The organism is Bradyrhizobium sp. SOJA106 (genome assembly GCF_059448745.1).
The window spans coordinates 506,418-532,673 of sequence record NZ_CM182549.1; the positions used below are offsets into that span (position 1 = coordinate 506,418).

22 protein-coding genes are annotated in these 26,256 nt (G+C 65.7%); 8 read left to right on the top strand and 14 right to left on the bottom strand.

The genetic code is table 11. From position 1 onward, the window contains the following. Nucleotides 1–20: 20 nt before the first annotated feature. The 4 genes from AC5V87_RS02450 to AC5V87_RS02465 form a co-directional block, all read right to left on the bottom strand. Nucleotides 21–2,123 (bottom strand): S9 family peptidase, encoded by a 2,103-nt coding sequence (locus tag AC5V87_RS02450; RefSeq protein ID WP_495369888.1) that lies wholly within the window; start codon nucleotides 2,121–2,123, stop codon nucleotides 21–23. Nucleotides 2,124–2,352: 229 nt separating this feature from the next. Beyond that, complete coding sequence (locus tag AC5V87_RS02455) at nucleotides 2,353–3,540, bottom strand: pyridoxal-phosphate-dependent aminotransferase family protein (RefSeq protein ID WP_456841953.1); 1,188 nt, start codon at nucleotides 3,538–3,540, stop codon at nucleotides 2,353–2,355. Nucleotides 3,541–3,647: 107 nt separating this feature from the next. After that, nucleotides 3,648–4,370 carry a thermonuclease family protein gene (locus tag AC5V87_RS02460; RefSeq protein WP_495369889.1) on the bottom strand — a complete coding sequence of 241 codons (723 nt, stop codon included), beginning with the start codon at nucleotides 4,368–4,370 and terminating at the stop codon, nucleotides 3,648–3,650. A gap of 249 nt (nucleotides 4,371–4,619) precedes the next feature. Further along, a complete protein-coding gene (locus AC5V87_RS02465; RefSeq protein WP_495369890.1) occupies nucleotides 4,620–6,350 on the bottom strand; it encodes a hypothetical protein in 1,731 nt (576 codons plus the stop codon). Between the two features lie 426 nt (nucleotides 6,351–6,776). Here AC5V87_RS02465 and AC5V87_RS02470 point away from each other — a divergent pair, with 426 nt between their 5' ends. Beyond that, a complete protein-coding gene (locus AC5V87_RS02470; protein ID WP_456841956.1) occupies nucleotides 6,777–7,625 on the top strand; it encodes a caspase family protein in 849 nt (282 codons plus the stop codon). A gap of 381 nt (nucleotides 7,626–8,006) precedes the next feature. Here AC5V87_RS02470 and AC5V87_RS02475 read toward each other — a convergent pair whose 3' ends face one another. The 3 genes from AC5V87_RS02475 to AC5V87_RS02485 form a co-directional block, all read right to left on the bottom strand. Continuing rightward, nucleotides 8,007–8,894 (bottom strand): efflux RND transporter periplasmic adaptor subunit, encoded by an 888-nt coding sequence (locus AC5V87_RS02475; protein WP_495369891.1) that lies wholly within the window; start codon nucleotides 8,892–8,894, stop codon nucleotides 8,007–8,009. A 334-nt stretch (nucleotides 8,895–9,228) separates the two neighbouring features. Then, a complete protein-coding gene (locus AC5V87_RS02480) occupies nucleotides 9,229–10,344 on the bottom strand; it encodes a lactonase family protein (protein ID WP_495369892.1) in 1,116 nt (371 codons plus the stop codon). A gap of 127 nt (nucleotides 10,345–10,471) precedes the next feature. Next, the gene (locus AC5V87_RS02485) at nucleotides 10,472–10,609 is read right to left on the bottom strand and encodes a hypothetical protein (RefSeq protein ID WP_495369893.1); all 138 of its coding nucleotides are present in this window, start codon (nucleotides 10,607–10,609) and stop codon (nucleotides 10,472–10,474) included. Nucleotides 10,610–10,739: 130 nt separating this feature from the next. Here AC5V87_RS02485 and AC5V87_RS02490 point away from each other — a divergent pair, with 130 nt between their 5' ends. Continuing rightward, on the top strand, nucleotides 10,740–10,916 hold the full coding sequence (locus tag AC5V87_RS02490) for a hypothetical protein (RefSeq protein ID WP_283083237.1): 177 nt from the start codon (nucleotides 10,740–10,742) through the stop codon (nucleotides 10,914–10,916). Between the two features lie 95 nt (nucleotides 10,917–11,011). Then, nucleotides 11,012–11,134: a hypothetical protein gene (locus tag AC5V87_RS02495; RefSeq protein ID WP_456841960.1), complete on the top strand. Its 123-nt coding sequence runs from the start codon at nucleotides 11,012–11,014 to the stop codon at nucleotides 11,132–11,134. A 61-nt stretch (nucleotides 11,135–11,195) separates the two neighbouring features. On the opposite strand, the gene AC5V87_RS02500 is transcribed toward AC5V87_RS02495, so the two are convergent. Next, complete coding sequence (locus AC5V87_RS02500) at nucleotides 11,196–11,555, bottom strand: hypothetical protein (protein ID WP_456841961.1); 360 nt, start codon at nucleotides 11,553–11,555, stop codon at nucleotides 11,196–11,198. A 361-nt stretch (nucleotides 11,556–11,916) separates the two neighbouring features. Here AC5V87_RS02500 and AC5V87_RS02505 point away from each other — a divergent pair, with 361 nt between their 5' ends. Next, nucleotides 11,917–12,975 carry a phosphatase PAP2 family protein gene (locus AC5V87_RS02505; protein WP_495369895.1) on the top strand — a complete coding sequence of 353 codons (1,059 nt, stop codon included), beginning with the start codon at nucleotides 11,917–11,919 and terminating at the stop codon, nucleotides 12,973–12,975. Here AC5V87_RS02505 and AC5V87_RS02510 read toward each other — a convergent pair. Beyond that, nucleotides 12,911–15,574 (bottom strand): bifunctional diguanylate cyclase/phosphodiesterase, encoded by a 2,664-nt coding sequence (locus AC5V87_RS02510; protein WP_495369896.1) that lies wholly within the window; start codon nucleotides 15,572–15,574, stop codon nucleotides 12,911–12,913. The two genes, AC5V87_RS02505 and AC5V87_RS02510, sit on opposite strands and share 65 nt — an antisense overlap. Nucleotides 15,575–15,847: 273 nt before the next feature. Continuing rightward, nucleotides 15,848–16,543 (bottom strand): hypothetical protein, encoded by a 696-nt coding sequence (locus tag AC5V87_RS02515; protein WP_456841963.1) that lies wholly within the window; start codon nucleotides 16,541–16,543, stop codon nucleotides 15,848–15,850. A 162-nt stretch (nucleotides 16,544–16,705) separates the two neighbouring features. On the opposite strand from AC5V87_RS02515, the gene AC5V87_RS02520 reads away from it, so the two are divergent. The 3 genes from AC5V87_RS02520 to AC5V87_RS02530 all read left to right on the top strand — a co-directional run bounded on the left by AC5V87_RS02520 (nucleotide 16,706) and on the right by AC5V87_RS02530 (nucleotide 19,771). Continuing rightward, nucleotides 16,706–17,722, top strand: coding sequence for a LysM peptidoglycan-binding domain-containing protein (locus AC5V87_RS02520; RefSeq protein ID WP_495369897.1), 1,017 nt, complete (start codon nucleotides 16,706–16,708; stop codon nucleotides 17,720–17,722). Between the two features lie 153 nt (nucleotides 17,723–17,875). After that, on the top strand, nucleotides 17,876–19,132 hold the full coding sequence (locus AC5V87_RS02525; protein ID WP_495369898.1) for a Spy/CpxP family protein refolding chaperone: 1,257 nt from the start codon (nucleotides 17,876–17,878) through the stop codon (nucleotides 19,130–19,132). A 414-nt stretch (nucleotides 19,133–19,546) separates the two neighbouring features. Continuing rightward, nucleotides 19,547–19,771, top strand: a complete 225-nt coding sequence (locus tag AC5V87_RS02530; RefSeq protein ID WP_456841966.1) for a hypothetical protein — start codon at nucleotides 19,547–19,549, stop codon at nucleotides 19,769–19,771. A 19-nt stretch (nucleotides 19,772–19,790) separates the two neighbouring features. Here the strand turns inward: AC5V87_RS02530 and AC5V87_RS02535 are convergent, their stop codons facing one another. Both AC5V87_RS02535 and AC5V87_RS02540 read right to left on the bottom strand, forming a co-directional pair. Next, entirely contained in the window at nucleotides 19,791–20,099 is a 309-nt protein-coding gene (locus AC5V87_RS02535; RefSeq protein WP_247550462.1) for a HigA family addiction module antitoxin, read from the bottom strand. A gap of 3 nt (nucleotides 20,100–20,102) precedes the next feature. Next, nucleotides 20,103–20,399, bottom strand: coding sequence for a type II toxin-antitoxin system RelE/ParE family toxin (locus AC5V87_RS02540; RefSeq protein ID WP_495369899.1), 297 nt, complete (start codon nucleotides 20,397–20,399; stop codon nucleotides 20,103–20,105). Nucleotides 20,400–20,582: 183 nt separating this feature from the next. Here AC5V87_RS02540 and AC5V87_RS02545 point away from each other — a divergent pair, with 183 nt between their 5' ends. After that, nucleotides 20,583–21,203, top strand: coding sequence for a type I restriction-modification enzyme R subunit C-terminal domain-containing protein (locus AC5V87_RS02545; RefSeq protein ID WP_495369900.1), 621 nt, complete (start codon nucleotides 20,583–20,585; stop codon nucleotides 21,201–21,203). Between the two features lie 203 nt (nucleotides 21,204–21,406). Here AC5V87_RS02545 and AC5V87_RS02550 read toward each other — a convergent pair whose 3' ends face one another. Further along, complete coding sequence (locus AC5V87_RS02550) at nucleotides 21,407–23,854, bottom strand: adenylate/guanylate cyclase domain-containing protein (RefSeq protein ID WP_495369901.1); 2,448 nt, start codon at nucleotides 23,852–23,854, stop codon at nucleotides 21,407–21,409. Between the two features lie 245 nt (nucleotides 23,855–24,099). Continuing rightward, complete coding sequence (locus AC5V87_RS02555) at nucleotides 24,100–26,163, bottom strand: AsmA family protein (RefSeq protein WP_495369903.1); 2,064 nt, start codon at nucleotides 26,161–26,163, stop codon at nucleotides 24,100–24,102. Nucleotides 26,164–26,256: the final 93 nt, after the last annotated feature.

The following is a 26,256-nucleotide window of genomic DNA, read 5'->3' on the forward strand; positions in this document are numbered from 1 at the left end:
GAACGGGGAGAGGGAGAAGATCACACCCGGGCCTCCGCCATTCCCGCCGCCCACAGCGCGAAAGCATAGACGATCGCGACCTCATCGAGCCGGTCGAAGCGCCCCGATGCGCCGCCATGGCCGGCGCCCATGTTGGTGCGCAAGAGGACCGGGCCGCCGCCGCGCATGGTGGCGCGCAGCCGCGCGATCCACTTCGCCGGCTCCCAATAGGTCACGCGAGGATCGGTCAGCCCGCCCATTGCCAGGATCGCCGGATACTCGTTCGCGGCGACATTGTCGTAGGGCGAGTAGGACAGGATGGTCCGAAAATCCTTCTCGCTCTCGATCGGGTTGCCCCATTCGGGCCATTCCGGCGGCGTTAGCGGCAGCGTGTCGTCGAGCATGGTGTTGAGCACGTCGACGAACGGTACCTCGGCGACGATGCCGGCGAACAGCTCGCCGGCGCGGTTTGCCACCGCGCCCATCAGCATGCCGCCGGCCGAGCCGCCATGACCAATGATGCGCTTCGCGCTGGTGTATTTGGCATCGATCAGCGCACGGGCACTCGTGGCAAAATCGTCGAACGAGTTCGTCTTCTTCTCGCGCTTGCCGTCGAGATACCAGCCCCAGCCCTTGTCGGCGCCGCCGCGGATATGGGCGATGGCGTAGACGAAGCCGCGATCGACTAGCGACAGGCGGTTGGCGCTGAACGAGGCCGGCATCGCCATGCCGTAGGAGCCGTAGCCGTAGAGCAACAGCGGCGCCGAACCGTCGAGCTTGAGCCCGCGGCGATAGAGGATCGAGACCGGCACCTCGGCGCCATCATGCGATTTCGCCATGATGCGCGTGGTGACGTAGTCGGCGACGTTGTGGCCCGACGGGATCTCCTGGCGCTTGCGTAAGCTGCGCGTGCGCTTGACCATGTCGTAGTCGTAGACTTCCGACGGCGTCGTCATCGACGAATAGGAAAAGCGAAGATTCGTCGTCTCGAACTCGTAGGAGCCCATGGTGTCGAGTGAATAGGCGGCCTCGTCGAAGGCGATGGCGTGCTCGTCTCCGTCAGTGAGATCGCGGATCACGATCGAGGGCAGCGCGTTGGCGCGCTCGAGCCGCACCAGATGGCCGGCATAGAGATCGAGGTCGATGATGTAGATCCCTGGACGATACGGGATCAGGTCGCGCCAGTTCTTGCGCTCGGGCGAAGCGAGCGGCGCGGTGACGATCTTGAAGTCGATGGCGTCGTCGGCATTGGTGAGGATGAACAGCTGGTCGCCGCGGTCGGCGAGCGAATATTGCACGCCTTCCTCGCGGGCTGCGACGAGGCGCGGCGGCGCCTCGGGATTGGCCAGATCGATCAGCCGCTGCTCGCTCGTCTCGTGGTCGCCGCCGGCGATTACGCAGAAGCGGCCGCTGGTGCTCTCGTGCAGATGGGTGAACCAGCCGGAATCCTGCTCCTCATAGACCAGTGTGTCGTCGGCCTGCTTCGTGCCAAGCCTGTGCCGCCACACCTGCATCGGCCGGTGATTGTCATCGAGCTTCACATAGAAGAAGCTCCTTCCATCCTTGCTCCAGACCACGCCGCCGTCGGTCTCCTCGACGAGATCGTCGAGATCCTTGCCCGTCGCCCAGTCGCGCACGCGGATCGAAAAATATTCCGAACCCTTGGTGTCGGCGCTCCAGGCCTGCAGCTTGTGATCGTTCGAGTGCCGGCTGCCGCCGAACTTGAAATATTTGTGGTGTTTGGCCAGCGCGTCGCCGTCGAGCACGATCTGCTCGTTGCCGCCCTCGCGCGGCATGCGGCCGAACAGCTCGTGCTGCCCGCCCTCGCGGAACCTGCGGAAATAAGCGAACGGTCCGTCCGGCGACGGCACGCTGGAATCGTCCTCCTTGATCCGTCCGCGCATCTCGCGCACCAGCGTCTTCTGCAACGCCGAGGTATGGCCGAGCAGGCTTTCGGTGTAGACGTTCTCCTCCTCCAGATATTTGCGGATATCAGGGTCGAGCACCGCGGGATCACGCAGCACCTCCTGCCACTTCTCGTCCTTCAGCCAGGCATAGTCGTCGGTCACGGTGATGCCGTGCCGGGTGAAGGAATGCGGCCGGCGCGGGGCGACGGGGGGCGTCTTGCTGCTGCTGTTGGGCAAATCGATCCTCGATATAGGGATGTGTCTTGCCTCTATATCAGATCGGATGCGGGGGATTTAAAGAAGTCTCTCGTGTCCCGGACGCGGCGCGGCATGAAATGACGCGACGCAAAGAGCCGGGACTCATGCAACAAACTGGGGTCCCGGCTTAGCAGCGCATCACCATAGTGCGTCGAAGACGCGTGTGGACGCGCTTTTGGTGCTGCGCAGCGCCCGGGGCACCGAGCGCTTACGCCGCCACCTCTTCACCGAGATACGACACCGCCGCCTCCAGCCCGCCCTTGCCGTGCGGGATCTTCAGCGCGTTCAGGGCGACCTCAACCACGCCGAGCGTGCCGAGGAGCATCGGTGCGTTGACATGGCCCATATGGGCGATGCGGAAGGCTTGTCCGGAGAGATCGCCGATGCCGGTGCCGAGCACGACGCCGCATTTGTCCTTGCAATAGCGCTGCAGCACGGCCGGGTCATGGCCGTTGCTCATGGTCACCGTGGTCACGGTGTTGGAGCGCTCGTTTGCCTCCGCGACATTGAAGCCGAGCACCTGGCCTTCCGCCCAGACGGAGACCGCGCGGCGCGCGGCTTCGCCGAGCAGGCTGTGGCGGCGGAAGGCGTTTTCAAGTCCTTCCTCGTGCAGCATGTCGATCGCCCGGCGCAGCGCGAACAACAGATGGACTGGGGCGGTGCCGGCATATTTGCGATAATTCTCCGTGCCCTCGCGTTCGCTCCAGCTCCAATAGGGCGTCGACAGGTCCGCCTTCTTGTGCACCTCGAGCGCGCGCGCATTGGCGGCGACGAAGCCGAGGCCGGGCGGCGTCATCAGGCCCTTCTGCGAGCCGGACATCGCGACGTCGATGCCCCATTTGTCCATCTCGAACGGCATGCAGCCGAGCGAGGCGACAGTATCGACCATGTACAGCGCGGGATGGCCGGCCGCCTTGATCGCCTTGCCGATCGCCTCGATGTCGTTCTGCACGCCCGAGGCCGTATCGACCTGGACCACGACGACGGCCTTGATGCTGTGCTCCTTGTCGCGGCGCAGGCGCTCCTCGACCTCGTGCGGCCGCACCGCACGGCGCCAGTCGCCCTTGAGCACCTCGACCTCGGCGCCCATCAGGGCTGCCGCATTGCCCCAGCCGATTGCGAAGCGTCCGCTCTCCAGCACCAGCACCTTGTCGCCGCGCGACAGCACGTTGCTGAGCGCGGCTTCCCACGCGCCGTGACCGTTGGCGATGTAGATGTAGGACTTGCCTTTGGTCGCGAACAGTTTCGAGATGTCGCTGAGCAGGCTGTCGGTCAGATCGTGCATCTCCTTGGAGTAGATGTCGATCGCCGGACGGTGCATCGCCCGCAGCACCTCGTCGGGCATCGTGGTGGGCCCGGGGATGGCCAGAAATTCCCGGCCCGCGCGAACGGTCATTGCTGTTGGTCCTTGTTGTTGGAGGACAGGCTGGTGGGTCGCTGATTCCTACTTTTACGCGGCGCTGGGGCCTGAGAAAAGCGCCGAAAATGCAGGCCTGAAGTGGGTTATCTCTTAGTCTCCCGGCAACCGGCCGCTTCGGCCTCTTCCACTGAGCAGAACCAGCGGGTGCCCTTGCTGATCTTCATCTTGATCTGCGCGTACCAGCGGCTGGTCGGCTGGTGATAGATGCATTCGCCTGACGAGTTGACGTTGCCCTTGATGGTGCAGTCCGGTGAGGGCGCGACGGGGCCCGAGGCGGACGCGAGCAGCACCGCATGCGCGCCCTCGGGCGGCTTGGTCGCGCCGAGGATCGGGGTCTTTTTGTTGCGCACGCGCCAGTCCCAGGGCGCGATGAAGGCGCCTTGCCACATGCCCGCCTTGGCCTCACGTGCGGCAGCCTCGTCCGGTTCGTAGTCATGGGAGATACGGGTATAAGCCAGCGCCCAGCCGCTGCGCACCAGCCATTTCTGGATGTCCTCGCCGCCGACCTCGCAGCGCGCCACGGTGCGGCCGCGCCGGTCGATCGATCGGGTATGGCAGACCCAGGTCTTGCCTTCGGCATATTTGGCGAGCTCGTCGCGGGCGGCGACGCCGCAGGTCCAGCGCTCGGCGTTGGTGTTGAGGCAGAGCTGGTCGACCGCTGGCGCGTCGATGCCGCCGAGCCGGATCCGCGTGTTGCCGATCACGACGGTGTCGCCGGCGCGCACCTTTGCCGTACCGGTGATGTCGGCGGCCTCAGCCAGCGACGGGACGAGGAAACACAGCGCAATCAGGAATTTTTGCAACATGCCGGTCCGCGTGTGATGAAAATATCGATAGAGGCGCGCAATTGTGGTCGGCTTTTGGCCTCGCGGCCAGCTCATGCCTAACAGATAGGCTTTCAACTTCCTGTCATTGGGGCTCGTGTCCCGGACGCGGTGCGGCGTGCAACGCCGCTCCGAAGCGTGCCCACGCATCTTGCGATCGAGAGAGATGGTGGGGACGGCGCAAGTGCGCCTTTGCCCACCCTACGAGACCTGCGTCCGGGGCACGAGAACCTAACCCCGTCCCGCCATCGCCCTTTTCGCCACGGCCAGCCCCATCAACACGAACGCCGACGTCACCTCCGGCCCGCCCACCAGGATCCGCGTCGGCGTCTTCATCTTGTTCCACTCATAGGCGCGGAACGGGCCGCGGCGGCCGCCTTCGCCGAGGCTTGCGACGATCACGTTCAGCGCCGGCGCGAAGGCGCGCGGATCGGCGCCGAGATGGCCGAGCGCGATCAGCGCCAGCGCGGCGTCGAACACGTTCATCTCCGCCGCCATCAGCTCGCCCTTGACGTAGGACAGCACGCGGTGGCGGATAAAATCGAAATCGCCGTCGGGATCGATCGCCGCCTGCGCCGCCAGTGGCAGCGCCAGGAACGCCGCATAGCAGCGGCCAAAATAGGCGCTGTAGAGCTCCGGCAGGTAATAGATATGCGAGCGCGGATTGGCGAAGGCGCCGCTCGCGGCCAGCCGTTTCTGGAAGCCGATGATCCGGTGCACCGTGGCGAGCCGCGCCGGCGTCTCCAAAATCTTCCAGCGCGCGAGGTTGCGAAAGCTCACCTCGAGAATGTCGAGATTGAGCGTCGGATCGAGATCGTTGCCGTACGGCCGCTCGCCCTTGAGATTGTCGATCCAGGTGGCGACACCGCCCTCATAGTCGATATGGTCGTTGAGCGGCACGGTCACCCGTGGTTCGTTGATTCCGGCGCGCACCTGATAGCCGGCGTAGAAATCCAGCAGCGGCTGGTCGATGATCGCATCAAGGCAGCCGGCCTGCGTCGCCGCGGAGATCGAGCACGCCGTGGTGTCGCAATCCGGCACGTAGACGCCGAAGCCGAGGTCCTGCTTGATCTGCGCGAAGTAGCGCGAGAAGCGCGGATGCGGCGGAGGTGCCAGCGCAGTGATGACCTTGAACCGCGCGCCGTCGATGCCCTCGACCTCTTCGCGGCTGACGTTGACGCAGAAGTCCACCATCTCGGCGATTGCGCGCTCGGCTGCCGTCTTGTCCGCCGGCGAGGCGAGGCCGGTCTCGAGATAGCTCAGCAGCGCCTCGATGAAGAACGCATCGTAATAGGCCGAGCGGTGGCGGATCTGCACCGGCTCCCACATCGGCTCGGCGATGCCTTTCCAGGGCGGATTGACCACGGCGCGCGCAGGCGTGCGCGCGATGAAGACGCGGGCGAGATTGAACAGCAGCGAAGAGTTCTTGTAGCCGCGCGCGTTCAGGCCCGTCAGCGCCATGATCAGCTCGCGGCCACGGAAGTCAGGATCGCCGATCAGGTTGAAGGCGGCATAGGTCGGCAGGAAACCGTTCTTGCGGTACGAGCCGAGCAGGTGCTGGGCGCAGTCGCGGATCGCGCCGTCGATCTGCGAGTGCTGCGGCATCGTAGCGGTGAACGCCGCCGGCGGCGGTTTGGGATGATCGAGCGTGATGCCGTCGACGAGATCGGCGACGGGCTGGCCGACCGCGGCCCAGTCCGGCTCCGCATCGTCGCGGGCGCGGGTCAGCGCCTCGCGCAGCCGGGCGAGCTTCACCTTCTCGCGCAACTCGGGCAGTCCGGCGCGGTGGAGCAGCAGGCGCAAAGCGGGATTGCCGAGCGCGGTCTTGTAAAATTTGGCCAGATGCGGATCGCCGCCGGAGGTCGCCGCCAGCACGGGATCGCAGACGTCATAAAGAGAGGGGCCGTCCTTGCGCGCTGTCAGCGCCCGGCAGGCGGCACCGGCGAAATAATGAAGGCTCATGAAATACCTGGTCGCGGGGGCTTGGTCAGGAGCGGCCCGGCACGCTCCCATCCGCGCGCCACCCCCGTGCCAAGTCTTTGAAAAGGCTACCCGGATTCGCGGGAAAAACAAATGTGACGATGGTCACAGAAAAACCGGGCACGGAGACTGCATGATGAGGCTCCGGAAGGCTACGGGGACGCAAAAAATCCACATGTGAGGCCGTGACAATCAGCGAATAATTTCAGTGACTTAGTCGAAATTTCGGGCAATCTATTGCCCCGCGGGCGATATCCGGTTAAGAGTTTGTTTGGTGCGGCGCCGCAAATTGCGCGCAATTCGGGGGCACATCCCCGGCCGATCCCTCAAACCTGAAGCCGCTATCGCGCTACCCAAACTGTGTGCGCGCGCTTGGCTGGTCTTTGGCACTGACAGGAATGAAGCGAGATGAATTTAAGGCAGCTCGACATTTCCCGACGCACGATCGCAGTCGCCGCAGCCCTCATCGGTACGGTGTCGCTGGTGATCGGCGCCCATGCTGCCCTCAACATGCGCGCGCTCGATGCCGCCAAGGCGGTTTCGATCGACCAGGTCACCGGCTCGATCGGCCAGACCTCGCGCCTCGCCCTCGTCATCGGCAATGGACATTATCCCGACGCCAGCGCGCCGCTGACGCAGTCGATCAATGACGCCCGCGCGCTGTCCTCGAGCCTGCGCAAGAACGGCTTTGACGTCGACATGGTGGAAGACGCGACCAGGGACGACATGGTCCGAGCCGTCAACCGCCTGAAGTCGCGGATCAAGCGCGATAGCGTCGTCATGCTGTTCTTCGGCGGCTTCGGCGTGCAGGCGGGACGCGAGAGCTACATGCTGCCTGTGGACGCCGTGATCTGGAAGGAAAGCGACGTCCGCCGCCACGGCGTCTCCATCGAGGGCGTCCTCGAGATGATGAAGGAGCAGGGCGCCAAGGCCAAGCTCGTCGTGGTCGACGCCTCGCGCCGTAACCCCTATGAGCGCCGCTTCCGCTCCTACAGCCACGGTCTCGCGCCGATCAGCGCGCCAGACAACGCGCTGATCCTCTCCTCGGCCTCGCCCGGCAAGGTCGTCGACGACGGCAAGGGCGAGCACAGCGTGCTGGTTGGTGAGTTCCTCAACAACCTCAATGCGCAGGGCAGCGCCGAGAGCGTCTTCAACAAGACTCGCGTCGCCATCTCACGTGCCTCCGAAGGCGACCAGGTCCCGACCGTGTCCTCCTCGCTGCTCGAGGACGTGCAGTTCAACGAAGCCGGCGGCTAAAGCATGATCCGGAAAAGTGCGAAGCGGTTTTCCGAAAAGATCATGCGCAAACAACAGCCTAAAGCGCGGTGACGCTTCATCCTAATCTCATCGCGCTTTAGTTTCGCGGCAATTGCAGCTCTTGCAAGTTGGGCAAAGGCGCAACGCGCCGTGCCCGCGATCTTTCAAATATCTCGATAGAAGACGTGGGCACGCTCCGCTTTGCCCACGCTGCGCCATGCGTGCTTTGCGGACATCTGCTTCTCCGCCGTCATTGCGAGGAGCTCTTGCGACGAAGCAATCCAGAGTCCTTGCGCGGAGAGATTCTGGATTGCTTCGCGCAGCCTGTCATCGGGCCGCGCTTCGCGCGGACCCGTTGGCTCGCAATGACGATCGCGTCTGCTACTTCGCCGCCTCCGCGGCCATTGCCGGGCGCACCGGATCGCCTTCGCGCAAGAGCGCGCCGGCGCGGGCGACGACGATGTCGCCTTCGTTGAGGCCGTCGCGCACCTCGATATTGCCGCCCGACATCAAGCCGATCTCGACGCGCTTGGTCTCGACGCGGTTGCGGCGGATCACCTGCACCACGGTGCCGGCGGACGAATATTGCACGGCGGTGAGCGGCACCGCGACGTTGCAGCTCTGCCCGGTCTTGATCAGCGCGCGCCCGCTCGCGTTCAGCAGTAGCCGCTTCTGTGAGGAGATGCCGATATAGACCATGCCCTGCTGGATGTTCGGCTCGACGGTCGGCCCGATGCGGCGCACCTTGCCGTCGAGATCGCCGGCGCCGGCAATCCGCACCGTCGCCTGCTGGCCGACCGCGAGCTTGCGCACATCGGTAGTTGCGACCAGGCCAACCAGATCATATTCGCTGCGCGCCACGATCGTGAACAGCGCCTCGCCCTTGGCCGAGGCGAAATTGCCGATCTGCGCGGTCGAGGTCGCGATCACGCCCGCCACGGGCGCGGTGACCTGAAGCGTGCCGCCTTCGGGCAGCGCCAGCCGCGCCAGCACCTGGCCGGCCGTGGTGGTGTCGCCGGCGTCCGCCAGCACCTCCGTCACCTTCAGGCCGGGACGCTCGGGCCGCACCGAGGTCTCCTCGCGCGCGATGATGGTGCCAGTGGCCTCGACGATGTCCGAGAAGCAGGATTTTGCCGCCTTCAACACGGTGACCGCCGGCCCCTTGGGCGCCTCGTCTTCGGCGGCGCGCGCGACCGGAGCGGACAGCAGCAACAGTCCGGTGAGCGCAACGAGATGTCTGGAAAAGAAACGCGCAGGCAATGAACGCATCGGTTATTCCGGTTGGGGCCTTGACGGCCTCATGGATAGCAGAAGCAGCCGCAGCGGACCATGGGCCGGCCGGATGAGAATGCCGCAGCGGAGGCGGCGCGATGCCGCCTGTTGGATTAGTCTGCGCAGCGACGAAGAGGTTCGCTGACGGTCGCCCCCCGGCAAACTCGTCATGGCCGGGCTTGTCCCGGCCATCCACGCCTTAGCGCGCAGAACGAAGAACGTGGATGCACGGGACATAGGCGAGCGAAGCGACGCCGTCCTTGCGGCCGGCTATGCCCGGGCATGACGGCCTCTTATGATATGGCGCAAGGAGGGCAGGTAGGAGCAGCCCTCACGGCAGGCTCAGAAACTCCACCCAGTTCGGCTTCTTGCCGGTCGGATAGGACTTTAGTTTCCCCAGCGCCCCGCTGCTCTGGTCGATCGCATAGACCGTCATGCTATCGGAGAGCTCGCCGGCCGCGGCGAGGTAGCGGCCGGAGGGATCGATGTGGAAGCCGCGCGGCTGCTTCTCGGTCGGCGTGCTGCCGACCGTGGTCAGCTTGCCGCTGGCCGCGTCGACCTTGTAGGCGGCGATCGTGCTGGTGGTGCGTTCGGAGGCGTAGAGGAAGCGGCCATCAGGCGTGATGTGGATGTCGGCGGCCCAGGGATTTCCCGTGAAGCCTTCCGGCAGCGCCGTGGTGCGCTGGATCTCGTCCCATGCGCCGCTCTTCGCCTCATAGCTGAAGGCGGCGACATCGCCGTTCAGCTCGTGGATCATGTACACGAACTTGCCGTTGGGATGGAATACGAAGTGTCGCGGCCCCGATTTCTCCGGCACCTTGTAGGCCGGCGGATCGCTCGGCGTCAGCGAGCCGGCGGTGGCATCGAATGCAAAACTCAACACCTGGTCCGAGCCGAGATTGGTCGCGAACACGAAACGGTTGTCGGGCGAGGGCAGGAAAGCGTGGGCGTTGAGCCCGGTCGGGATCACCTGCTTTGGCTCGCCGACAACGCCGTTGGCAGTAAGCGGATTGAGCGCGACCTTGTTGCCGCCATAGGAGGCGCTGAACAGGAATTTTCCGCCGCGGTCGACCGCGATGTTCGCCATGCTGTCGGCGAGCGGTCCATTGCCGATATGGCTAAGCCGGCCCGTCTTCGGGTCGATGGCAAAGCTCGCCGCGAGGAACGGCTGCGAGCGCACGCCGGCAATCAGCACGCGGTGGTCGGGCGTGATCGCGAGCGGCGTCGAGGAGCCGGGCTTCTCGACCCCGGTGAAGGCAGCGGTCTGCACCGCCGTCATCTCGCCGTTGTCGGCCAGCTTGAACACGCTGATGTCGTTGCTGTCGGCGTTGCCGACATAGGCAAAGGTCTCGGCCATGCCGGGGCGGACTGCAGAGATGAGGGCGAGCAAAGCAAGTGTGGTAGCAATCGCAGCGCCCGATGCGCCGCGGCGTGTCGGTCTCAACATGGGGCTCCTCCTGAAAGCCAATGCGGCGGCGTCATTTTTGCCGGCGAAGATAGCGGGAGCCGCGCCGCCGCACCAAATTCCAATTGAGATCGATCGATGCCGAAATTGTATCGGTTGCGCGGGATGGCTAGCGCACCGCCGCCGTCAGGCTGCGGGAGGGCAAATGCGGGCCGGCCGCATAGTTGGGAGCTCCGAGCAGACCCCACACCGCGACCGCAACCAGCACGCAGGTCAAGATCGTCCAGACCACGAGTCGTTTCCGCATCAGGCCAAATCCATCGTTCGCGATACCCCCGGTGCAGCGAGCGATCGTGCACTGCAAACAGCGACGGTCCTATGAACTCATTCACAGGTGAAAGCAGCGAACCAATGCGGGCCCAGCGCATTGAGCCGTCATGCCCCGCGAAAACGACCTCGAAGGCAAGCCCGACATGGGCGGCAAGCATGGCGGTCAGGCCGGCCAGCCGAAGCCGCCGCCGCGCCCGCGCCAGGGTCCGCGCGATGAGGACGTCGTGGCAAAGCGCCACACCGGCCAAACCGATCGCACGCCGCCGCCGACCAAACCAAAATAGCGCCTCGCCTGCGCCGCACTTTCATTGGGAACGGCCGCCCCGTCTTGCCGTTACCCCGATCCCGCGGGCGGAGGAGAGCGAAAGGGAGGCTGGACGTGTTTTGGATCTATTGGGACACCGCCTGGTCGCTGATCATCAGCGGCATCTGGGTCGCCACCATCGTCAGCCATCCCGACGCCGAGTTCGTCGAAATCCGGGCGGCCCGGCAGGCGAAGTGAGCCCGCGCATGTCGTGCAGCCGCATGGTCGACTGATCCATCCAGCGATTTTGCGGTGAAGCTCAGATCATGCTGCCAGGCATGAAGCAGCGGATCAAGGCGCGGCCGTTGACGTAATAGGGCCAGACCATGGTGCGGCCGGCGCGATTCGGCTCGGTGATCACGGCGTCATCCGGCACCTCGATCCAGGCGCCCTGGAGCCTCACGCGATAGTGTCCTTCGCGCGTGTCCCAGTCGACATCGTCGAGCACGGTGCCGTCGGCATCCGCACAGCAGGGGCCGCCGGCCTTGCTGTGCAGGCTCTCGAACCAGCCCTTGAGCGGTGAGTTGGCGTAGCGGCCATCGTCGCGGGCCTGTGCGGGCAGGCCGATCATGGCGATCGCCGCCAGAACAGGGATCATCCTGAGAATCACGACCGCCATGTCGCCTCGCTCGGTTCGCGCACGCGCGATCGTGCAGACGCGAAGCCTGCTGCGACGCGCGTGATGCATGTTGGCTGCCGCCCACCGGCCGGAGTTCCAGCCGTCTCGGCAGGGCAATAACCACAAGGCCCGAGGTTTGATCCTATTTTTGCGGCGGCGGGCCGGGGCCCCTCTGCCGTTCGGCGACGGTGCCGTTAGGGTCGGGAGAACGAGTCCTTAACTCTTCGTCAGTCAGTGTGGCCTCGACTGGCCGCAGTCGCCGCGGCTCTGGTGGTCGTCATTGTCCCATGTGCGCGGCTCTTTCCGCGGTCAAGCCCCGCCTCGTCCGTAGAACCCGCTCCGTTTCTGGTCGATCGCCGCCATGACCCAACGTCTCCACGCCGACCGGTTGAAGCAGGCCGGTCGTGCCGTCTGGATCGTGATTGCGGCCATGGCCGGTGGGGTGCTGCTCGCCGCGATGCTGGGACCGTTCCGCATCGAATGGGCGACATTCTGGAAGCCCGCGCTCGTTGCCTCCGTGCTCGTGCTGGGCAGCTGGTTCTACGCGACCGTGAGAAAGGACGCAGCTCTCGCCGACGCGCTCACCAGTGCGGCGCAGATCATCGCCTTTGCGGCGGTCGCGGCGCCCGTGTCCTATGTCGCGGCGAGTGCGGCATTCCCGCTGTGGGACAACGAGCTCATGGTGCTAGACCGGCGTATGGGCTTCGACTGGATGTCGTGGCTCGATGCGATGAACGCCGCGCCGCTGCTGCATCGGATCCTGGCGCTTGCCTATGCGAGCTTCGCCGTGCAGGCGACCGCCATTGTCATCGTGCTGGCTGCGGCAGGGCATGCCCTGCGATTGCGCATCTTCATGCTGAGCTTCGTGCTGACGACGCTCGTGACGATCGGCGTGTCAACACCGATGCCGGCCCAAGGCGTCTGGGGTCATCTGCATCTGTCCGCGGCCAGTTCTCCCGCCATCGTACCGGTGACGCGGGATCTGCCGCTTCCGGTGTTCTTCGGATTGCGCGATGGCACGTTCGTGCAGCTGGTCGCGGAGGGTGCCGAGGGCATCATCAGCTTCCCGAGCCTGCACGCCGCGCTCGGGCTGCTCTTCCTCCTGGCGCTGTGGCCGGTCAAACATGTCGGCTGGATCGCGGCCTTGCTCAACGTCGCGATGATCGCGGCAACGCCGGTGGACGGCAGTCATTACTTTTGCGATGTGGCCGCGGGCCTGGCCATCGCGCTATTGAGCTGGATCGCAGTCCGGCGCGCTCTCATCCGCATAACCGGCGAACGACTGGACGCGGGTGGCGAGGTGTATCCGCCCCCGGTCAGCGCTACGACAAAGCCAACGCGCTCCGCCGGGCGAGCTAAGCCGCCACCGCCTGCGCCGACAGCAATTGCTTCAGCTTCGCCGCCGGCACGGCCGGGCTGAACAGCCAGCCCTGCATCTGGCTGCATCCGAGCTGGCGCAGCACATCGCGCTGGGCCTCGGTCTCGACGCCTTCCGCCGTCGTCGCCATGCGGCGCGCGGCGGCCATGTGCACCACGGCCTGCACGATCGGAGATGAGTCCTCGGACTGGCCGATGTCGCTGATGAAGCTGCGGTCGATCTTGATCTTGTCGAAGGGGAAGCGGTGCAGATAGCTCAGCGACGAATAGCCGGTGCCGAAATCGTCGAGCGCGATGCGCACGCCGAGCGCGCGCAGCTGCTGCAGGACGGTGAGCGCCTCCTCGTCGTCGCGGATCAGCACGGTCTCGGTGACCTCGAGCTCGAGCCGGCCGGGTGAGAGTCCCGATTCCGCAAGCGCCGCGGTGACCTTGAGCGCCAGCGTCCGCGAGCGGAACTGCACCGGCGAAACGTTGACGGCCACGCGGATATCGCCCGGCCAGCTCGCCGCCTCGGTGCAGGCCTGCCGCAGGACCCATTCGCCAATCTCGCCGATCAGGCCGGTGTCTTCCGCAACCGGAATGAAATCGGCGGGCGAGACCATGCCGCGCTCGGGATGGCGCCAGCGCAGCAGCGCCTCGCAGCCGGTGACGACGTTGGCCGCGAGGTCGACCAGCGGCTGGTAATGCACCTCGAACTCGCCGCGGGTCAGTGCCTGGCGCAGGTCGAGCTCGAGCTGGCGGCGCTGCCCCGCCTTGGCGTCGTATTCGGGGATGAAGACGCGGAAGGTGCCGCGGCCCTCGGTCTTGGCCGCATACATCGCAAGATCGGCGCGCTTGAGCAGATCGTCGAGATTGTCGCCATGGTCGGGCGCGATCGCGATGCCGATGCTGGCGTCGATCTGGATCTCCTGGCCCTTGCAGTTCACCGGCATGCGCAGCGCCTTCAGGATATGGTCCGCCAGCGCGGCCAGCTCGGCCTCATCGCAGGTGCCCGCCTTGATGATGGCGAATTCATCACCGCCAAGCCGTGCGACCATGTCGTTGCCGCTGACGCAGGCGCGCAGGCGGTTCGCCACCTGGCGCAGCAATTCGTCGCCGACCTCGTGCCCGAGCGAATCGTTGACGCCCTTGAACTCGTCGACGTCGATATAGAGGATCGCGAACGGATTACCTTGGGCGAGCTCGGCGACGCGGCGCTCCAGATGTCCGCGCATTAGCACGCGGTTGGGCAGGTCGGTCAGCGCGTCGTAATGCGCCATGTGCGCGATGCGCTCATCGGCGCGGATGCGCTCGGTGACGTCGTCATGGGTGGCAAGCCAGCCGCCGGCCGCACCGGGCTGGTTCTTGACCTCGATGAGGCGGCCGTCGGTGGTCTCGACTATGGCGCTCTGGGTGCGACCGACATTGTCCAGGACGTCGTCGCAATAGGCATCGACGTCGCCGTCGAACGAGCCGGTGTCGTGGCGGTGCTGGATCACGTCGCGGAAAGAGGCGCCGGGCTTCACCACGCCAGCGGAGAGGCCGTACATCTCGATGTAGCGGCGATTGCAGACGATCAGCCGCTGGTCCTGGTCGAACATCAGGAGGCCCTGCGTCATGGTGTTCATCGCGGTGTCGAGCCGCTGCTTCTCCACCGAGAGCCGGTTGGTCATCTGGCGGAAGATCAGGAACAGCGTCAGCACGAGCAGGCCGATCGACAGCACGGCCACGGTGACGAAGAATTTCGTCTGCGTGCGCCAGGTGGCGAGCGTGGCGTCCAGCGACTTGGTCGCGACCACGACCAGCGGCTCGCCGGTCAGGAGGCGCGAGGCGACGATGCGGTCCTTGCCGTCGATCGGGCTTGCGAGCTGCGTGGTGACGAAGGTGCGTTCGAACACCGCCTGCTGCTGCGGCGGGCCGTTGCGGAAATTCTGCCCGATCATGGCATCGACATGCGGAATGCGCGCGAGCAGCTGGCCGTTCTGGTGATGCATCGCGATCGAGGATTCCTCGCCGAGTCCGGTCGAGGCGAAGAAGGACTCGAGCTGGTCCGGCGTGATCGCACGCGTCACCAGCCCGAGGAACTCGCCGTGGGGGCCGGAGACGCGCCGCGCGAACACGATGGCGGGACCGCTGCCGAACCGGCCCGGCACGACCTCGACCTCCTCCTGCGCCGCGGGATCGCTCTTGAGACGTTCGAAATAGCCGCGATCGGCGATGGAGACGTCGGCGACGGGCCAGCTCCGCGACGAGTTGATCAGTCTGCCGTCAGAATCGAACACGTTCGCGCCGGCGACGTCGGTCCAGCCGCTGGCCTTGTTGCGCAGCACCTCGTGCATCGCAAGCGTGCCCATCTCGCTGCGGAACACATCGGCGGATTCGATGCCATGGCTTTCGAGCTCCGCGATGATGCTCTTTTGCAGCACCGCGAAATCCTCGAACTCGCGGTCGAAATGGCGGGCGAGCAGGCGGACGGAGTTTTCCAGGCTCTCGCGCCCGCTCGCGATCGCGTTCTGGCGGAAGCGATCCACCGTGAGCCCGGTGCCGATGGCCATCGCGACCATCAGCACGAAGCCGCCGGCGATCAGCCACGTCAGCGGCGCTCCCTGCCAACGGCGCAGCAACGCGCGAATCCGCGCGGTCCATCGGATTGATGTGCCCATCCAGCCCTCCCGTGGGATGCAAGATGCGGCAAAACCGACAAGAGCGCGTTACCAGCAACGGTTAGGAAAATATGAATCGGAAGGAAATCAGAGGGTTGGTTCCTGGCGAAGTTCTTGGGCATAAGCCTCCGCGGCATGATGGCCGGGCTTGTCCCAGCCATCCACGCCTTTCCTCGCGGAACCAAGAACGTGGATGCCCGGGACATAGGCGAGCGAAGCGACGCCGTCCTTCGGACAAGCTATGTCCGGGCATGACGATCGCGCTGTAAAACTTCACCGCTTGATCTCCCATTCCAGTGCTTCCGCATTGCTCTTGGCGAACATCGCCGGGACGTCGAACTTGCCGGTCTTGAGGTCATAGCGGCATTTCCAGTCCGCCAATCCCTTCACGGCGACGTTCTTCGGATGCTTGTCCATCTCGCCCGACAGCGAGATCAGGAGGTAACGGTTGTTGGGCCAGTCGACGCCGAGCCAGCGATAGACATCTTCGGTGCCCTTCACCAGATTGGCCGAGATGTGGTAGTCAAGCTTCATGTTCCTGGTGTCGTGGCGGCTGTGGAAATAGCCCCAGGCGAGGTCGCCCAGCGATTTCTTCGTCGCGTTGACGAAGGCGCCGTTCTCGAAATGGTAGAGAAACAGGTCCTGCTCGCCCGAGCCGGTCTTCTGCATCCGCACCAGCCATTGCGAATCGGCGGTGAAGCGGAAGCCGGCGCCATAGCCCTGCTCGGGCTTCAGCTCCGACATCTGATCGCCGCGTCGCGCCCAGACCTGCCATTTGATGCCGAACAGGTCCTCGCTGTCCTTCATGTACTGCTCGAGCCTGGTGGCGCCGTCGGGCGAGGTGAAGGCGAGATCGGCATTGTCGGTGAGGACGAATCCCGGCGGCGGGCCGGATGCTGCGAGCGCGGGGGAGGCGGCGAGGAAGAGGGCGAGCGCCAGCCAAGGCGCGGGACAGCAAAATCTGGTCACGGAAAAAATACCTAAAATAACTGCGGCGCGGCGCATTGGACTCCGGCGGAGCCGTGCCGGTTCATCCGAAAGAGTGATCATCCCATCGACCGTCTTGCTGCCGCAGCCAAATCGGCGCAATTTGCCGGCATCGGCTGATTTGCGATCCAAGGTTCTGCATCGATGATGACCGCGTCCAAGGCCTTCATTGCGTTCTGTCTGCTCGCATTGGGTGGCACCGTGCTGGTGATCGGGCCCACCGAGCTGCGCCGGCTGTGGCCGGGCGGCGCGAAGACCGAGGTCGCCGTCGCCGCCAAGCCTGAGACCGCGAAGCCCGAGGCCAAGCTTGAACCTAAGCCGGATGAGTCCAAGCTTGCCGCCCCGCAGCCTGCGCCATCGGCATCTCCGGAACCGGTCGTCCCGCCGAAGGCGGCTCCGCTCGCCGAGACGCAGAAGCAGGTCGCGGCACTCGGCGACCTGCCGCCGGCCAAGCCGCCGGCGGGAGCGGCCGATGCCGGCCCCCGGTTCGACGTCGCGCGCGTCGACGGTCACGGCGAGGCGGCGGTGATCGCGGGTCAGGCCACGCCGGGCGCCAAGGTCGAGCTGCTGCGCGACGGCCAGCCGCTCGATACCGTGACGGCCGACGCGTCGGGCCAGTTCGTGATGACCCCGCCGCAGCTTCCCGCCGGCTCCTATGAGCTGACCCTGCGCGCGACGGCGTCCAATGGCGCCGTCACGCAGTCTGCGCGCACCATGCCGGTGACCATCGCCGAAGCCGCGCCGCCGCCGGCACGCCCGGCGCCCGCGGCGCGGCAGGAGGCGAGGCAGGCCGAGAGGCCGGACGACAAATCGGATGTCGTGGCGTCGCTGCCGTCAGCTGCGCCGCACCTGGCCTCCGCGCTGGAGAGGCCGTCGGCCCGGACCAGGCTGATGGGAACGCCGAAGCCGAAGGTTCTGGCGCGCGCGCCGGCCGCCAATGCGGTCGCCTCGGCCTCGCCGGCGGAGGTCTTCAACGCCGCTCCCGCGGAAGCGGGCAGCAGCCGCGTGATCTCGCGGGGCGACAGCCTGTGGGCGCTCAGCCGCCTCGCTTATGGCGACGGCGCCCGCTATGCGGTGATCTTCAACGCCAACCGCGACAAGATCCACAATCCGAACCTGATCTATCCCGGTCAGACCGTTGTGCTGCCCAAGGCGCACTGATCAAGGCGCATTGGTGATTTCTGCGACGCTTTGACCGGCGCGGCGGCGGAACCTTTGGTTCCGCTGTGAGTCATCTCCGTGCCGCGCGCTGCGCGCCTGGCGCTGGAGGAGGCCCAAAAAGTGGTCAGCTCAGGGGTCATGTCGAGATCAGGCATGGGACCGGCGCTCGCGGGCGCGATCCTCGCGGTTCTGGCAGTGCTGCTGCCGAGCAAGGCCGAGGCGCAGTTCGGATTGCGTGGCGGTCCGCTCGGCATCGCGCGCTTCGCCGTCGGCCACATGATCGGCATGTCGCGCCTGCGTCATTCCCGCATGGCGGTGCGGGGCAGCCGGTACCACTCCGCGGCCCTGCGATCGCGGGATCCGCGCGGGGCCGAGCGCGGTCAGCCGCCCAATCCTTACATCCTGCGTGCGGCGCTCACGGCGCAGGCCGCGCTGTCGGGCTGGCGTGGCGGCCGCCGCCCGCAGGGCTGGTGGCGCCATCCCGACGGCAGCTATGGCTGGGCCGGCCCGGTGTTCTGGCCGTTCGCGCAGGACGATCTCGCCAACGCTGTCATCCTCGGCGACATGACCAGCCTTGCGCTCTATGGCTATGGCGACATCTATGCCGCGATCTTCGCGCCCTATGCCGCGACCGAGCTCGCTGCCTATACCGCGCCGCAAAGCCGGCGCGCGCGGAAGATTCCGTCGGCGCAGAACATCTGCGACGCCAGCGATCCCGCCGGCTTCCCGATGGATCGCATCATCGCCGCCGTGCAGCCGAACGAAGTGCAACGTGCAGCCCTCGACGATCTCGGTGCCGCCTGGCTCGCTGCCCGCGACAGCATTCGCGCGGCCTGCCCGGCAGAGGTGCCCGTGACTGCGGCGGAGCGCCTCGGCCTGATGCGCGAGCGCATCGAGGCCATGATCAAGGCCACCGACGCCGTCGCAGCGCCGCTGGCAAAATTCGAAGACCTGCTCGACGACGGTCAGAAGAAAAAGCTCGATGCGCTCGGCCAGCAACGTCGTGCCGCGCTCGCGGCCGGCCAGAAGAAGGACGCACAGGCGGCGAGCGCCTGCGAGGCGGACAACGATCCGCGCTATGATGTGCAGGCGCAGCGCCAGTACGAGCAGCTCGTGCAGCAGCAATGGCCCGCCGCCGACATCGCCGCGACGCTCAAGCTCGACGACACCGGCCGCGCCCGGCTTGAGGTGCTCCAGGACACCACGCTGCGCACCATGGAAACGCTGAGCCCGTGCGCGGCGAAGACCGCAGCAACCCCGCAAGCCCGCCTCACTGCGGTGAAGGCGCGGCTCGGCGCCATGCTGGAAGCCGTCAAGACCGTCGCCGATGCACTCGACGATTTCGAAGCCGATCTGACCGACGAGCAGAAGGCCGCCTTCGAGGCGATCGGCCCGAAGCGGGGGGCGTGAGCGCGCTGCCGGCGCGCGCGGCGCCAGATCAAAACCTAAGATCTGGGGATGAGATTCGCCTAGCGCCCCGATGATAGTGCGTTCCCTTCCCCTTGTGGCTTGCTCCGCCTCTCCCGCAAGCAAGCGGGAGAGGGAGCCGAGTGCCGTGCCGCCGCAAGGTGCAAGCCATATGCGATTGCCCTGCTTCTTGCGGCAGGGCGGGGGTAGCGGAGAAAACGGTGTCAGCCAGTCCGTCAGGCGCCTTCACGACTCTTCCACAGCGCCCACCATCACCCCAAAGCCGCGCTTCGCTTCCCGGGCAGCAGTTGCTATTTCAGCCTCCAGCAAGCGATAATCGCGGCAGGGAATGCTCACGGGCGGCTGCGGTTCGCATCATCTCGGCGCGGCAGCCGACCCGCCGCGAGATCAAGTCCTATGAAGAGGGTGACCAGCGAATACGATTTCTCAGCCGCCCAGCGCGGCAAATTCTTCCGGAAAGGTGCCCGGCTGGTGCCGCCCGTCCATCTGGAGCCCGACGTCCTGGCCTATCTGTCGGACCTCGCCGAGACCCAGGGCACCTCGCTGAACGACCTCGTGAACACCTTTCTCAAGGAGGACATCGAGCGGATCGACGCCGCCAAACCAAAGGGCCTGCTGTAAAGCTCCCGTGCGTGCGGCGTCAGGCCGCCGATGTCAGCGGTCGCGCCCGTTCGATCCGCTTGCGGTCGCGGGCCGAATGCATTGCCTCCCACAAATCTGTCCGCCGCTGTACGTTCAGCCAGAAGTCCGGGCTATTGCCGAACACGCGGGCGAGAATCAGCGCAGTGGCCGCGGTGACATTGCGGCGATCGTTGCAGAGCTCGTTGACGTGCTTGCGCTGCACCCCCATCGCCTCGGCCAGCGCGCCTTGGGTCAGGCCCATCGGCTTCATGAATTCCTCGGTGAGAATTTCGCCGACCGTGGCCGGCTTGCGCTTCGTCATCAGCATGGGTCACCTGTAGCTGTGGTCGTCGAGATAGAGGTCGGTCGCCTCGCCGCGCGCGCCGTTCCAGCGGAATACCAGCCGCCACTGGTCATTGACGCGGATCGAATGAAAACCGTCGAGATGGCCGCGCAGCTTCTCGAAATGATTGCTGGGCGGCGATCTCAGGTCGCGGTCCGTCGTCGCGTCGTCGATCAACTGGATCTTGCGGAACAGCGGCGCCCCCAAATCCGCCGGGATTCTCCGCGATCTGGCGTCCTCCACGAAGAAATCTCGCAACCATTCGTCCCGGAAACTCAGGATCATGGGTCATCCCCTGAGATGGGGTACCACTCACCGGTTCACAGCGCAAGCGCTAGTGGGGCTATGAGATCGCCAGGCGGTTGTCTATGGTTGTCGGGGATCATTCCGTGACACCGCGCCATTCCGGCGATCGCGCAGCATGCCGAACTGATCGAGGACATCCAGACCGATCAACGGTGGGAGGGCGTGACTGTGCCGCTCCTGGAATTGGTGCGCTTGCGTCTCCGGGATCTCGTCCAGCACATCGAGAAAGGCAAGAAGGCGCTGGTCTATTCGAATTTTGCCGACGAGATCGGAGAGGGCGTCGAACTGCAATTGCCCCAAGTCGGGGAGGCCGACTTCGCCCGCTTCAAGACCAAGGCGCGCCATTTCTTGCGAGCCCATCAAGACAATATCGTCCTGCACAAGCTTCGACAGGGCAAATCCCTGACGCCATCCGATCTGAGCGAGCTTGAAAAACTACTTCTCGATGCCGGTGTCGGCGAAGCCGGCGATATCGAGCGCGCGCGAGAGACGAGTCACGGCTTTGGACGGTTCGTTCGCTCACTCGTCGGGCTCGATCGCGCTGCGGCCAGCGAGGCATTCGGCGGGTTCATCGCCACCGGCACCGCGACCGCGGCACAGATCGAGTTCATCAACATGGTGATCGAGCATTTGACCGATCAGGGCATGATGGACCCGTCGTTGCTTTACGAGCCGCCCTTCACGGCCGTCGCGCCGACCGGACCAGAGCACCTGTTCGATGAAGCGAAGGTCGTCCGTCTCGTCAGCACAATCCGAGAAATCAACGATAGTGCCGTGGCTTGAGCACGCCGGGCGCGATCCGACAAGCCTACACATCAACGAATGATGGATCAGCTCGGCGCTAAAGCGAGATGATGCCATTCTGCCAGTGTTTTGCCCGACGTGTCAAAGGCAATTTCGTAAAATCCGTATCTCCGGCACAAGTTGCTGTCCTGCCAGGGCCTTTCCTACTGTGCAGGGGGTTGTTTTCGTACTTTTGTCAGCGGCTACCCTCTTCGCCGCGCCGCCGCCGCATCCACCACATTCTCCACCTCCTCGCGCCAGGACAAAATCTCCATCGCCAGCACGGGATGATTGAACCCCTTGAGCTGGAGATCGTCGAGCGCGCGCGCCTCGACCCAGGGCTCGACCATGCCATAGACCCGGCGGCTGACCACGATCTGGTTCGGCTTGGCCTCGCCGCAGAGGCGGGAGGCGAGATTGGTGACGCTGCCGATCGCGGCATATTCCAGCCGCTGCTCGAAGCCGACCTGGCCGAGCGTGGCATAGCCGAGTGCGATGCCGATGCCGAAGCCGAGGCTGTGCCCCCGGTTGCGCCAGCGCTCGGTCAGCGGGCCGATGGTGTCGCGCATCTCCACCGCCATCTTCACGGCGCGCTTGGTGTGGTCCTCGAACTGGATCGGCGCGTTGAACAGGATCATCACTCCGTCGCCGGCATATTTGTCGAGCGTGCCCTCATACTTGAAGATTAGCTGGCCGAGCGCAGCGTGATATTCGCGCAGCACGTTCATCGCCTCTTCCGGCTCGGTCGCTTCCGTGAACGCGGTGAAGCCGCGCAGGTCGCAGAACACCACCGTCACCTCGCGGCGCTGGCTGGTGAGCAGCCCCTCGGGGCTGTCGGAGGAGGCGATCAGCTGCGCCACCTGCGGCGCCAGGAAACGCTCGAGCTTGCGGATGCGCTCGATCTCGCCGAGCTGCGTCCTGACGCGCTCCTCCAGCGACTTGTTCCAGTCCTTGAGCTGCTCGGTCTGCACGCGCAGCTTGTCGGCCTGGGCGCGCACGGTCTCGTTCGCCGCCTCGAGCGCGTGGCTCTTGTGGTCGACCTCGGTGAACAGCCGCGCGTTGCGCATCGCCAGCACGGCCTGGTTGGCGAAGGTGCGCATCAGGCCGATGATGCTGGCGGCGAACGCGCCGCTGGCGCGGCGCAGCACCACCAGCGAGCCGAGCGTGCCCTGCTGATCGACCAGCGGCACCACCAGCACCGAGTGGAAGCCGGCTTCGATCGCGGCATCGCGCAGCGGCTGCTCGGCGGCCTCATCGAGATCGGCAATCGCGATCGGCTCGCCGCTCGCGGCGGCATCGCTCAGGATGTTCTCGCCTTCGCCGATGGTGACGTGTGCACCTTCGGCCGATTTGTCGATGCCATTGGATTCGACCAGATCGAAGCGGCGTGCCTCCGCGTCATAGCCGTAGATCAGCACCGCGTCGGCATGGGTGATCTCGATCGCGCGCGCCGCGATCGTCGGCAGCACGGCGTTGAGATCGAGCGAGGAGGCGAGGGCGCGGCCGACCTCTTCCAGCACCTTCAATTCGTTGATCGACTGCGCGAGATCGCGGGTGCGTTCCTCGACCTTGGCCTCCAGGTTCGCATAGGTCTCCTGGAGCTGGCCGGCCATGCGGTTGAACTGGCCGGCGAGATCTTCCAGCTCATCGGAGGTGTGGACGTCGATGCGATGGCTGAAATCGCCCTCGCCGAGCTTGTGCGCGCCGTCGCGCAGCGCCGTGATCGGGATGATCATGCGGCGGGCGAGCAGCGTGCCGGCGAGGATCGCGACCATCAGGCCCATGCCGATCAAAAGCGCGATGCGCACCAGCTGGTCGCGGATCGGCGTCAAGGCCTGCGTGGTCGGCTGCTCGAACAGCACGCTCCAGCCGAGCTTCGGAACGGTGCTCGCGGCCGACAGCACCGCATGACCGTTGAAGTCGGTGCCCGACGTCTCGGGCTGGCGGCCGGGCGCGATCGCGGCCGCCACTTGCGGCAGCTTCGACAGGTCCTTGCCGATGTCGGGCCCTTTCGACGACGTCGCCAGCACCCAGCCGCGCGGATCGACGACATAGGCGAAGGCGGCCTTGCCGACTTGGGCGTCGGACAGGAAGTCGGAGAGGAAGCTGAGATCGATCTCGGCGACGGTGACGCCGGCATTGAAGCCGGAATGCGCCACCGAGATCGACATGACCGGCCGCTGGTCGACGAAATAGGCCGGCGAATAGCTGACGCCGCGAGCCACCGTGTCGGTGAAGCGCATGTCGCGGGAGAGGTCGGCATTGCCGCCGGTCGTGGTCGATTGGCGCGAGACGCGCAGCACCTCGCGGCCCTCACCGTTGAGCTGGAACAGCTGGTTGACGACCGAGACCTGGTGCAGCAACTGCGCGTAGTCGGCCCGGCGCTTCTCGAGCGTGTCCTGGCTCGCCCGTGTCACCCAGCTGATCTGGCGCTCGAGCTCGGAGACCGACTGCTCCATCCGCCGGGCGGCTCCTTGCGCCTTGTCCTCAAGCCCATCGGTCAGTGACGTCTTGGTGGCGCGATAAGAGATCCAGCTCTCCATCGCGCCGTTGACGGCGAGGACGAACACGACGAGCCCGACGAGGGAGACGACATATTTGGCGAACAGGCCCTCGCGCAGAAACCGTGTCTTGTCGTTCGCCCCTGCCATCCCGATCCTCTTGCGCCGCCATCGACGCCGGCGCTACGGGCCGTACCGGCCCCGGCAGCCTTCTACCATAATTTGGGTCAGTGGACCGTCCCGCGACCGGCCGAGCCGGCGGTGTGGTTACCCGTTGTGGACGATCGGGCAGCCGGACGGGCGGTGAAATGTCGCAGCCTCATCCGTTCGGAGGAAGCTGCGGAGGGCAGGCTCATGTAAGGGGGGATGTGGAGCCCCGCTTGTTGGTCCGCCAATCACCGATTGAAGAGCTGCCGCAGCACGTCGTTCATGGGCTGGCTGTCCTGCTGCGCCGCCGGCGGGTCTTCCGGGGGCGCGGGCGAAGCCTGCGGTGTCGGCGTGGACGGTGTTGCCGGCAGGCTGCGAGTGCGACCGGTGCCCATCGCCGTGCCTGGTCCGGCACCGCCGGAAAGCCCCTGCTGGATGAGATTGCCGATCGCCTCGCCCAAGGAGCCGCCGAGCAGATTGTTCTGCCCCGGCTGCTGGGTTTGCGGATTGGCATTTCCGGCTGCATTGCCGCCACCCGGCGCGGTCGCGCCGCCGAGGCCGAGGCTGTCCAGGACGTTGCCGAGCCCGGCGCCATCGGGACCGAACAGGCCTTTGCCCATCTCGCGCAGCTTGGCATAGGCGGCCTCCGGATTGTCGAGCATGCCGGCCATATCGGGATAGATTTTCGGCTGCGACCAGCTGCCCTGAATCATCACGGGAATGCCGAACCCGACCGGCTCGTTGGTGCGGCCCTGCCCTTCGGTCGTCATCACCAGCTTCGGCTCGACGCGAAAGCCCATCATCTTGGTGTCGAGTGCGATGGTGCCGGCGCCGGTCACGCGCACCAGCGGCCCGATCAGGTTGAGATCGGTCGTCACCGCCTGGCCCTTGTCGATGCGGAACGAGGCCGAGAGCTGCGACAGGTCCGTGCTCTGCTCCTGGCTGCTGTTCTGGTTGCTGTTCTGGTTGTCCTGCCAGCCGGACAGCGTGCTCGATGTCAGCGAGCGGATCATCTGCGCGACGTTGATGCCGCGGATGGCGCCGTCCTGGAAATTGACGAAGGCCGTGCCCTGCATGTTCGCCATCAGCGCGCGCTGGCTGGTGCCGGCGCTGCGCAGCGCGAGCTTGGCCTGCAGCTTGCCGTCGATGCGGTCGAATTCGGCAAGGCCCTCCAGCAGCGGCAGCGCGCGCACGCCGACGAGGTCCGAATGCATGGCAAAGCTGGGCGCGCCGGTGGTCGCATCCAGGATCACCTCGCCCGAGACCTGGCCGCCATAGGCGCCGAGATTGGCGGTGCCGGCCTTCAGTATGCCGCCGGCGAGTTTTGCATCGAGCGCCAAAGGCGCGAGCCGGGCATCGCCGATCACAGCCTCGCTCACCGAGAGCCTGATTTGCGCATCGACATAGTTCAATCCGGAGACGTCGATCGGCGCATCGCTCCAGGGGAGTCCCGACGCGCCGTCTGGCGATTTCGCCAGCGGAATCGCGAGCCGCTGGAAATCGAGGTCGAGCTTGACCAGCGGCTTGCTCGCGATGTCGATGGAAGCCCAGCCGTTGAACGCGCCGTCGCCGAGCGTGCCGTTGATGCCGTTGATCATCACGATGTCGCCGTTCAGCCGCATCTCGGCATGACCGGCGAGCTGGGACTTCAGCACATCGGGCATGTCGATGGCGAAATCCACGGGGATCGTGGGCCGCTCGGCCGGCGGCGCCGGCGTCGTCGCCTTGATGTCGAACCTGGTCGGGTGCTCGCCAACCCGCGCGGTGCCGGTGACGTTGACCTTGCGGTCGCGGTCGACGACGGCATCGGCGTTGATGGCGCTGATGCGACCCTCGACGCGATCGCGCACGCGCGAGAAGGCGACCTCGCCGTCGGTGATCTTGACGCGGTCGATGGTGGCGCCGCCCGTGCCGAACGGCGGCTTGGACGAGGTGCCGGCATTCGGCAGGCGCTCGCGCAGCAGCGGCTGATAGAGCACGGGATGGGTGACGACGAGCTCGCTGATCTTCGGGCGGCCCGACCAGACGCTGGCCAGCGACATGTCGGCCTGTACGCTGTCGACCGTCAGGCGCGTGATGCCGCTGCGGTCCTTGGGGTCCTGGAGCGTGAGATCGTTCAGTGTGACGTTCAGCGTCGGCCAAATGCTGATCTTGATGGTGCCGTCGATCGAGAGCCGATAGCCGGTCGCGCTCTCGACCCGCGAGGCAATCGTGGAGGTCAGGAAGCCGGAGGGCACCCCGACCACCAGCAGGAGTGCGATCACGATGATGACGGCGGCCACAATTGCGCCGGCAAATTTCACTGCTCTCATGTCGACTTTCCAGCGACGGACAACCGGCGTCGAAACCGGCAAATACCGGCACTTTGCGCCTCGTCCTTTGCGCCTGAGTTTATCCCGGGACGG